The following is an 8,595-nucleotide window of genomic DNA, read 5'->3' on the forward strand; positions in this document are numbered from 1 at the left end:
CCGACACCTCGAACGTCCCACCTCGACGTCGTCACCTTCGGCGAGGCCGAGGTGGAACAGGGCGGTGGCGACATTGAGTTGGGCGCCGGCGGGGGCCCGGCGGGCTCGATCTCGGTCGGCAGCCACGTGATCGAGGGGCTCCTTACGCACTCTCCCGCTTCAGTCGGGCCTCAGTCGGCCCTTCACCGATGGCCGAGTCCCGCCGCGGGCGGAATCTCACGATGCGCGTGCGCGGACCGTCACGCGGCCGGCCGGACGGGCGCGGTGGCCGCGGATCGCCGTCCTTGACGACCTGGCCCTCCGGTCCGACCGGGTGCTGCCCGGCCTTGCGGAAGGTGGCCTCCTCACCGGCGCACCACCGCCCGCGGCATTGCCGACCTCTTCCACGAGCGGGGCGTCTCACGGATTGCCGTCAAACTCGGATCCGGCGGAGTCGCCCAGTTCACCCGCGACGAGGAGCGGAAGAAGCCCGCGTTCGCGGCCGCACCCTCGATGCCGCGGCACTGCGGGGGCCACAACGGGCAGGCCGCCCAGGGCACTCGACACCGCCGACCCCGATCTGTGCCGCCCGACGACCCGCCGTAGGGGTGCGAGACCGGTCCGATCACACCCCATGCCGGCGGCGGGTGGCGCCATGTTCTCTCCTGGCGCCGAGCGCCTCGTCGGTGAACGGCTGCGACGGTTCGCCACCGGCAGCCCGCACCGCAACTTCGTCACGATGACGAGCACATGAGGTCAAGCCGGGGCCCGGCCCGGCCCGGCCCGGCCTGCGAACCCTGCGCGCCTGGTGCTCAGGCCCCAACAAGCCTGACGGGCTGCGCGGTTATGTCCGTCCGGCTGCCCACCGGCCCGCGGCCACCGACCGCGCTCCGCGGACAGGATCGGCCTTCCTGACAACTACGGCGACGGACGCCAGGATGTCGTCTTCGGACACAGCACAATCGGGCACTGGGGCCTGGTGGAAGTCATGCGGGACACACGCCCCGTAAGCGAGGAGCACGGCGGCGAAAGCGAGGCCTCAAGGCCCGACCGGTCATGTCCCCTCATGGTGACGGCAGTTGCGAAGCGCTCGGGCACCCTTCGTGCAACGCGCGCCGGCACGTGCACCCCACCACCCGACATGGCGAGCGTGCCATCCACAGCGCGTCTACTCCACGTCGACGTGCGGTTCTTCCCTCTGCCCCTGCTCAAAAAGGCGCATTATGCTCGAGCCCTACCGAGGCGCCTTCGGCTTGTGGTCGGACCACAGGACGCCTGAGGCAGCATCCCAGTCCAACGACCCCTGCGCCGACCGGGGCGCGCCGGTGCGAGACGTCAGCCCGGCGGTGCGGCCGGCGCAGGCACGGTCCGGTGCGCATGGGTCGTACTGCCGGGCCGCCGACGCGCAGACGTGAGCACACCCGGGCGGCCCGTGCCGCTGCCCGCCTCGCCACCCCCGGAAGGTGTGGGACACATGACGAGCATGTTGAAGGATCTGTCGGACGCCGGTGTGTCCGTGTGGCTGGACACCCTGTCACGCGGGCGGATCAAGTCGGGGAGCCTGTCGGAGCTGATCCGCAGCCATCGCGTGGTGGGCGTCACGACAAATCCGACGATCTTCAGGGACGCGATATCGCACGGCGTGGAGTACGAGGCCCAGATGTCCGAACTCGCGGTGCGCGGCGTGTCCGCCGAGGAGGCTGTCCGGACCGTCACAGCGACGGATGTGCGCGACGCCGCCGACCTACTTCGCCCCGCCTTCCTCGTGTCCACCGCCGGCCAGGACGGCCGCGTCTCCATCGAGGTCGATCCGCACATGGCCCATGACACCACGGCGACGATCGCCGAGGCACGTCATCTGACCTGGCTGGTGGACCGCCTGAACACCTACATCAAGATCCCCGCAACCGAGGCGGGCCTGCCCGCCATCACCGAGACCATCGCCCAGGGCATCAGTGTCAACGTGACCCTGATCTTCTCCCTGGCCCGCTACCGGCAGGTTGCCGAGGCCTATGTGGCAGGCCTGGAGAAGGCCCGTGCCGGCGGCTTGGACTTGTCGCAGATCTCCTCGGTGGCGTCGTTCTTCGTCTCGCGCATGGACACGGAGGTCGACCGGCGCCTCGACGCCCTGGGCACCCCCGAGGCCGGAGCCCTCCGGGGCAGAGCCGCCGTGGCCAACGCCCGCCTGGCGTACGAGGCCTTCGAGGAGGCCTTCTCCGGTGAGCGCTGGAATCGCCTGCACCGTGCCGGGGCGAACAAGCAGCGCCCGCTGTGGGCCTCCACGGGTGTCAAGGACAAGGCGTACGAGGCCACCAAATACGTCTCCGGACTCATCGCCCCGGACACCGTGAACACCATGCCCGAGGCGACTCTGCTCGCCGTCGAAGCACGGGAACACGCCGCAGGTCGCGACCTCCGCAGCACGTACGACGAGGCGCGGGCCGACCTCGAAGCGATCGAGCGCCTGGGCATCTCCTACGCCGAAGTCGTCCAGCAACTGGAGGACGAGGGCGTGGCGAAGTTCCAGGAGTCCTGGGACAGCCTTCTCACCGCGACCGAGGCCCGGCTCGAGGCCTGCACCCGCAGATTGCACATATGGCCATGAGCGACGGCACCTTCGGAACACCCCGGCCCTGGCTCCAGCTCCGGGCGAGCGGCATGCTGACATGGCTCGACAACGCGGGCTGCCGGGGCCTCGACACCGAACTGTTCTTCCCCGCAGGGCCGAAGGGCCCCGGCCGGCGTGAGGCCGACGAGGCGAAGGCCGTGTGCAAGACATGTCCGGTGCGCCGGCAGTGCGCCAGCTGGGCGCTCGCCACAGCACAGGAGTACGGGATCTGGGGTGGAATGGACGAGGAAGAACGGGTCCGGGCCCGTAGGAGGAGACTTCTCAGCGCCCGGGAGAACGGCCCCCGGGGGAAGAAGGGAACTGACTCGGCTTGAGCTCCCCACACGTCCCCCACGACGAGCTGGTGCACGTGGTGCAACTCCTCGTGTCACCCGTGCACCGGTACTCCGAAAGACCTGCTGAGGGGCCGTCAGCAGACCCTGTCGGTGGGCTGGTGCAGCACATCCGGGTACGCCGTCACCTCGGAATCGTCGGCGACCGGTACTTCGCCCAGCCGGCTCACCGCGACGCCTCCGTGACCATCATGGCGTCGGAGAATCTGCCCACCCACATCGACCCTGCAGTCGGCCTGCAGCAGACACGACGGAACATCCTGCTCCGAGGTGTCGACATCGACGCCTGCATCGATCGGATCGTCGAGCTCGACACCGGCGACGGCCCGATCGCGTTCGCCGTCAACCGCGCCGCACGGCCGTGCGCGTGGATGGACGCTGTCATCGGACCCGGGGCGCAGCGAGCGCTGCGCGGCAAGGGCGGCGTACGGTGCACACCGCTGTCGGACGGCGTCCTCCGTCTCGGCAGAGCCGACTTCCGCGTGGTCGGGCCGCGCGACCGGCGCTGAAGGCTGCCTTGTAGCCCCTGATCGCCGCGGACGGCGCGCCGTTCCCTGGAGGGCCTGGGCCAAAGGGCAGACAAGGAAGCTGTGTCGGCCTGGTCCAGCCCTTGTCCACCGTGTCCTGAACGGGTGGTTGCTCCGATGAACCGCTACTGGACAGACCTCGGCACGGCAGCAACGGCGAACTCAGGCTTCTGCCAACGGGATTGCCAGTGAGGCAGCGCCGCTCATGTCGAGCCAGATCGCGCCCCTCGTACGCAGCACCACTTTCCCGCACCGCCGGCAGCGCCCGACGAGACCCGGCGCGTGTCCGTACTCATGCAGGCGGGCGACGGGACCGGTGCAGCCGCAGTTGGCTCATCGGCTCGTCGCAGCAGTCACGTCGACGGCGAAGACCTCGGACAGCGGCCCTGCCAGTGCGTTCCCGTCGACGTACCCGGTGTGGACATCGCCCGCCTCGGGGCCGCCGTCCTCCGCAGACGTCATCTCAACCTCTTGTGTCAGCCGAAGCGCTCGGTACGTACTCGCTCAGGTGCATGTCCCAGGAGCACCAGGCGGGGTGATGCGTCCCGGCGGGCGCGGTGAGTCCGCGGGGCCTGCCTGCTGTAGAGGTACGTCGTGTCCAGCCCCGGCGCTCCCTCGAGCAGCTCCGCGCTGTCCAGCATGTCCGACGGTCTCCGCAGCGCGTACAGCAGCCGGAACGGGGCCCGGCTCCCGGCCGCCGCCCTCGTGCGGACCATGCACATCAGGGGGACGAGTCCCGATGCCCCCGCTATCAGCAGAACCGGCTCCGTCAGCTGCTGCGTCCACACGAACCAACCGCCGACAGGACCGCGCAGTTCCAACTGGTCCCCCGGCACGAGCTCGTCCGCGAGATACGGCGACACTTCCCCGCCGCGTGTGCGCTGGACGGTCAGTTCAAGGCTGCGGCCATTGGGGGCGGAGGCGATCGAGTAGCTGCGTTGGGTGCTGCAGCACACTTCGGCGGTCCGCCACCGGAGTCTCTCGCCCAGGGACTGTCTTTCGGATCAGCTTGGCGTCGCGGGCCCTGGCACGCACTCCCCCACTGCCTCAAGGGCGTGGGGGACCCCCAGCCGCCTTGTCGTCACCCGCCGACTCCCTCCCCCGCCTTGCAGCTGCACGCACCAGACCCCGCTCGGGCCCACTCCACAGCGCAGCACCTCCCAGCCGACCTGATCCGAAAGACAGGTCCTAGTAGTGCTTCGTTAGGTGTGGGCGTTTGCGCTGATCAAGAGCATCTTGAAAGTGTGGACACGTATGAAGTGAATCGATTACGAGCTGCGTTGGGGCTGTTCGTGGCGGATGTGTTCGCCTCGGTGCCGCGTACGGATCAGCGGGCCAAGGGTGAGTGCTATCTGCGGGGGCTGATGCTGGATGGCCGGCGCAAGTCGATCCAGCCGATGGCCCGGCGGCTGCCGGACGGGAACATGCAGGCCCTGCAGCAGTTCGTGAACCAGTCGCCATGGGATCCGCTGCCGGTCAGGCAGCGGATTGCTGAGCGGCTGTCCGAAGTCGTCAGGCCCGAGGTGTGGGTGATCGACGACGTGTCGTTCCCCAAGTGCGGCAGGGCGTCGGTCGGGGTGGCCCGCCAGTACTGCGGCGCGGTCGGCAAGCGGGCGAACTGCCAGGTCGCAGTCAGTGTCCATGCCGCCACCGACACCGCCTCGTGCCCCTTGGACTGGCAGTTGTATCTGCCGCGTGAGTGGACGGACGAGCCCGATCGCTGCCGCAGGGCAGGAGTTCCCCAGGACGTGGTGCACCAAGAGAAGTGGCGCCTGGCGCTCGGCCTGCTGGACACACTCGCCCAGTGGCAGTTGAAGGCTCCGGTCATCGTCGCCGACGCCGGCTACGGCGTCAGCACGCCGTTCCGGCTCGCTCTCCAGGAGCGAGGGCTGTCCTATGTCTTGGCCCTGCAGGGGAAGGAAGTCGCTCATCCGGAGGATGCCGAGCCGCACCAGCCCGCTTATGGCGGGCTCGGGCCGCCGACCCTTCCCCGCTACCGCACCCCGCCGCGAGCTCTCTCGACCCTCGCGGCCCAGGCGGGCGCGGAGCGATTCTCCGAGGTGACTTGGCGGCAGGGCAGCAAGGGCGTGATGACCTCACGGTTCACGGTGCTGACGGTGCGGCCCGCGGGCAAACAGTGTCTGGCCGCCGCTCAGGAATCAGGCGGCGGCCGCAGCCGGTGGGACGGCATCCTGCCCACCCAGACCGTCCTGGTCGAATGGCCGGACGGCCAGGACGCCCCGACGGACTACTGGATATCGAACCTGCCGCCCACCACACCGACCGCTGACCTTGTGCGGTGGGCGAAGATGCGCTGGCGGATCGAACATGACTACCGCGAGCTCAAACATGGCCTGGGACTCGACCACTTCGAAGGCCGCACCTGGCGCGGCTGGCACCACCACGTCACCCTCGTGACCGCCGCGCAGGCATTCCTCACTCTCCGCAGGCTCGACCCAAAAGTCGAGGCACCGGCCCGAGCCTCTACCAAACCCTCGACGCGCTCCAAGACTTGCTGAGGTGCTGGACCGGCACCTGCAGCACCTGCGGCCGCCCCCTCAAAACCGGCAGAACCAGAACCTAACGAAGCACTACTAGTCTCCCTGGTACCGCTGCTCCCGCCACGGGTCTCCGTAGTTGTGGTAGCCGGCGCTCTCCCAGAAGCCGGGCACGTCACTCTGTCGCAGCTCGATGTCGCGCACCCACTTCGCGGACTTCCACAAGTACAGGTGCGGGACCAGCAGCCGGGCGGGGCCGCCGTGTTCGGGCGCCAAGTCGCCGCCCCCGTAGCCGTAGGCGATCCACGCCTTCCCGTCGACCAGGTCGGCGAGGGGGATGTTCGTGGTGTAGCCCCCGTAGGAGCTGATCAGGACGTGCTCTGCGGCCGTCTCCACGTCCGCGAGCAGCACGTCCAGGGACACGCCCCGCCATTCGGTGCCGAACTTCGACCACTTAGTCACACAGTGCAGGTCGACGGTCGGGGACTCGGCCGGGAGCGCCATCAGGCCCGGCCAGTCCCACACGTGGCGCTTCCCGGTTTCGCTGCTCACCGTCAGCTGCCAGTCGTCTTTCCGGATGCGGGGAGTGGGCCCTGCGGACAGCACCGGGAAGCCGGTCGTCTCGTACTGCCCAGGCGGCAGCTTCGTACCCGCAGACGGCCTTCGGCCGTGGAAACCACGCGAGATGAACGTCATACTCGCCGTCCTTGTCAGTCCGGGGCGGCCCCTGCGGCCCCCTCGGAGGACAGCGCCCGCAGGGAGTGACTTCTTACCTCCGGCGCCTCGCCACGTGTACGACCGCGGTCACAGCCCGGCGGTGATCGCTGCGGCAGACCGGCGCGATGGCCGCTGCGTCAGCCCGCGGTGCCGAGGTGTCCACCGGCAACGAGCCGAGCCCGCAGCTTCTTACGGGCGTCGAACATCGTCTTGTAGAGCGCGTTCCGGTTCGTCTCCAACTCGCTGGCGAGCGTGTCCAGGGGAACACCGTTGACGACGGCGACGAAGACCTTCCGCTGGTGGGCGCTCAGTGCTGTCGCCACCGCGTCGCGCACGGCCTCGACGAGCTCGCGCGCCTGCCAGTAGCTGACGGGGTCCACGCCGGCCCGGTCGGGCACCTGCGCCCATTCCTCCGAGTCGAAACGGGCATTCGACACGCGCCAGAAATGACGACCCAGCTTGCTGGACACTTCAAGGACGACAAACCGGTACGCCCATGTGGTGAATCTGGCTTCTCCTCGGAATTCATGGATTTTCCGCGTGATCCTCATCAGTGCGTCCGCAGCGGCCTGATGGGCGATGTCATCCAGTTCGGGCCCGGAAATTCGATAACGCGAACCCCGGCGGAACACCTCGTCCATGGCAATCCGCACCAGCAACTCGTGCAGTCGCGTGCAGGCCTGCTCGTACTGCGGTCCACAGTCGTTCTCCAGCGCGTCCACCCAGGCGGCGGACTCAGGGTCGAGTTGGCGTCGCTCTGTGGCGGGCCCCGCCGCTGGAGCGCCGCCGTTGGTTCCGGCAAGTCCACTCGAATCCGTGCGGCACGTTTTTCTGACATCCGTAGAGTGCATGGCCTTCAGTCCCCAAATCATCTCGTCCGAACGAGACAATCACGGGACCATCTACAGTCCGTCTACGCGATGTCGCTGCTCTCATTCTCGCCCTGTGCGCGTTCCTGGACTTTACTGACAGGGGTTCCGGATTATTTCAGCGAGCGATGCACGTGCGGTGTTGAGTGCGCTTTGGGCAGACAACCGAAGGGCCGCACCGACGGGCGGCCCAGGTGTGACTCGCCTGGTCCCGGACGGGCTCTTCGGGCAGGTCGAGGCGTTGTACTCGTCGCTGAGGTAAGGAATCCCCGATCGACGCCGCTAATGGTGGACGAGCCAGCGGTCCGGCCGCGCTGCGTCCGGACCCCTGTACGGCTGCCACGACCACGCGAAGGCGCGGACCTCGGCAGTCGGGGCCGGTCCAGCACCGGACGGTCGGTGGCTTCCTGGGTCACAGAAGGGGAATGCAGCGTGTTAGCGGCAAGGGAGTGTGCCGTGTTGGCGGGCGGATGCTTCTGGGGCGTACAGGAGCTGTTCCGGAGGTTTCCGGGTGTCGTGGACACGCGTGTCGGCTACACCGGTGGCGAGGTGGTGCAACCGACGTACCGGAACCACGGGAACCACGCCGAGGCGGCTGAAGTCACCTACGATCCGTCCGGCACGGACTACCGCAGCATCCTGGAGTTCTTCTTCCAGATCCACGATCCCACCACGTTGAACCGGCAGGGCGACGATGTCGGCATGAGCTTCAGGTCCGCCGTCTTCTACCTGGACGAGGAGCAGCGACGCACCGCACGGGCGGTGATCACGGACTGCGACGCGTCCGGATCGTGGCCGGGGAAACTGGTCACCGAGGTTGTCCCGTCCGGCACGTTCTGGGAGGCGGAACCTGAGCACCAGTACTACCTTCGGCGCCATCCCGACGCGCACATGAGCCAGTACGTCCGGCTGGACTGGAAGGTGCCCCGAACCCCGGCCTGACCCGCTCGGCGGCTCCCCCCCCCACCAGCGGTAGGGGGCGGAGAAGGGGGGAGAGACACACCATGAAAACCCCACCTCCAAAAAAACATGCCCCTTACGTTT

The 8,595-nt window shown here is 68.4% G+C and carries 8 protein-coding genes and 1 pseudogene; 5 read left to right on the forward strand and 4 right to left on the reverse strand.

What is annotated here, in order from left to right:
* Positions 1 to 1,453: 1,453 nt before the first annotated feature.
* The 3 genes from tal to ACFU97_RS20710 all read left to right on the forward strand — a co-directional run bounded on the left by tal (position 1,454) and on the right by ACFU97_RS20710 (position 3,449).
* On the forward strand, positions 1,454 to 2,584 hold the full coding sequence (gene tal / locus ACFU97_RS20700) for a transaldolase (RefSeq protein ID WP_384258406.1): 1,131 nt from the start codon (positions 1,454 to 1,456) through the stop codon (positions 2,582 to 2,584).
* Positions 2,581 to 2,922, forward strand: coding sequence for a WhiB family transcriptional regulator (locus ACFU97_RS20705; protein ID WP_384258408.1), 342 nt, complete (start codon positions 2,581 to 2,583; stop codon positions 2,920 to 2,922). The genes tal and ACFU97_RS20705 overlap by 4 nt, the downstream gene beginning before the upstream one ends.
* A 119-nt stretch (positions 2,923 to 3,041) precedes the next feature.
* Entirely contained in the window at positions 3,042 to 3,449 is a 408-nt protein-coding gene (locus ACFU97_RS20710; RefSeq protein WP_384258410.1) for a molybdenum cofactor biosysynthesis protein, read from the forward strand.
* 180 nt (positions 3,450 to 3,629) lie between these two features.
* On the opposite strand, the pseudogene ACFU97_RS20715 reads toward ACFU97_RS20710, so the two are convergent.
* Together ACFU97_RS20715 and ACFU97_RS20720 are read right to left on the reverse strand one after the other, a co-directional pair.
* Positions 3,630 to 3,929 (reverse strand): annotated as a pseudogene (locus tag ACFU97_RS20715) (DUF6510 family protein).
* Positions 3,930 to 3,943: 14 nt separating this feature from the next.
* The gene (locus ACFU97_RS20720; RefSeq protein WP_384258412.1) at positions 3,944 to 4,423 is read right to left on the reverse strand and encodes an FAD-binding oxidoreductase; all 480 of its coding nucleotides are present in this window, start codon (positions 4,421 to 4,423) and stop codon (positions 3,944 to 3,946) included.
* A 288-nt stretch (positions 4,424 to 4,711) separates the two neighbouring features.
* Here ACFU97_RS20720 and ACFU97_RS20725 point away from each other — a divergent pair, with 288 nt between their 5' ends.
* Positions 4,712 to 5,986 carry an IS701 family transposase gene (locus ACFU97_RS20725; protein WP_384258414.1) on the forward strand — a complete coding sequence of 425 codons (1,275 nt, stop codon included), beginning with the start codon at positions 4,712 to 4,714 and terminating at the stop codon, positions 5,984 to 5,986.
* Between the two features lie 75 nt (positions 5,987 to 6,061).
* Here ACFU97_RS20725 and ACFU97_RS20730 read toward each other — a convergent pair whose 3' ends face one another.
* Both ACFU97_RS20730 and ACFU97_RS20735 read right to left on the reverse strand, forming a co-directional pair.
* Positions 6,062 to 6,661, reverse strand: a complete 600-nt coding sequence (locus ACFU97_RS20730) for a molybdopterin-dependent oxidoreductase (RefSeq protein ID WP_384258416.1) — start codon at positions 6,659 to 6,661, stop codon at positions 6,062 to 6,064.
* A gap of 158 nt (positions 6,662 to 6,819) precedes the next feature.
* Positions 6,820 to 7,404 carry a sigma-70 family RNA polymerase sigma factor gene (locus tag ACFU97_RS20735; protein ID WP_384258418.1) on the reverse strand — a complete coding sequence of 195 codons (585 nt, stop codon included), beginning with the start codon at positions 7,402 to 7,404 and terminating at the stop codon, positions 6,820 to 6,822.
* 579 nt (positions 7,405 to 7,983) lie between these two features.
* On the opposite strand from ACFU97_RS20735, the gene msrA reads away from it, so the two are divergent.
* Positions 7,984 to 8,493 carry a peptide-methionine (S)-S-oxide reductase MsrA gene (gene msrA, locus ACFU97_RS20740; RefSeq protein ID WP_384258511.1) on the forward strand — a complete coding sequence of 170 codons (510 nt, stop codon included), beginning with the start codon at positions 7,984 to 7,986 and terminating at the stop codon, positions 8,491 to 8,493.
* The last annotated feature ends 102 nt before the right edge of the window (positions 8,494 to 8,595 follow it).

Source organism: Streptomyces sp. NPDC057616 (genome assembly GCF_042800575.1).
GTDB lineage: Bacteria > Actinomycetota > Actinomycetes > Streptomycetales > Streptomycetaceae > Streptomyces.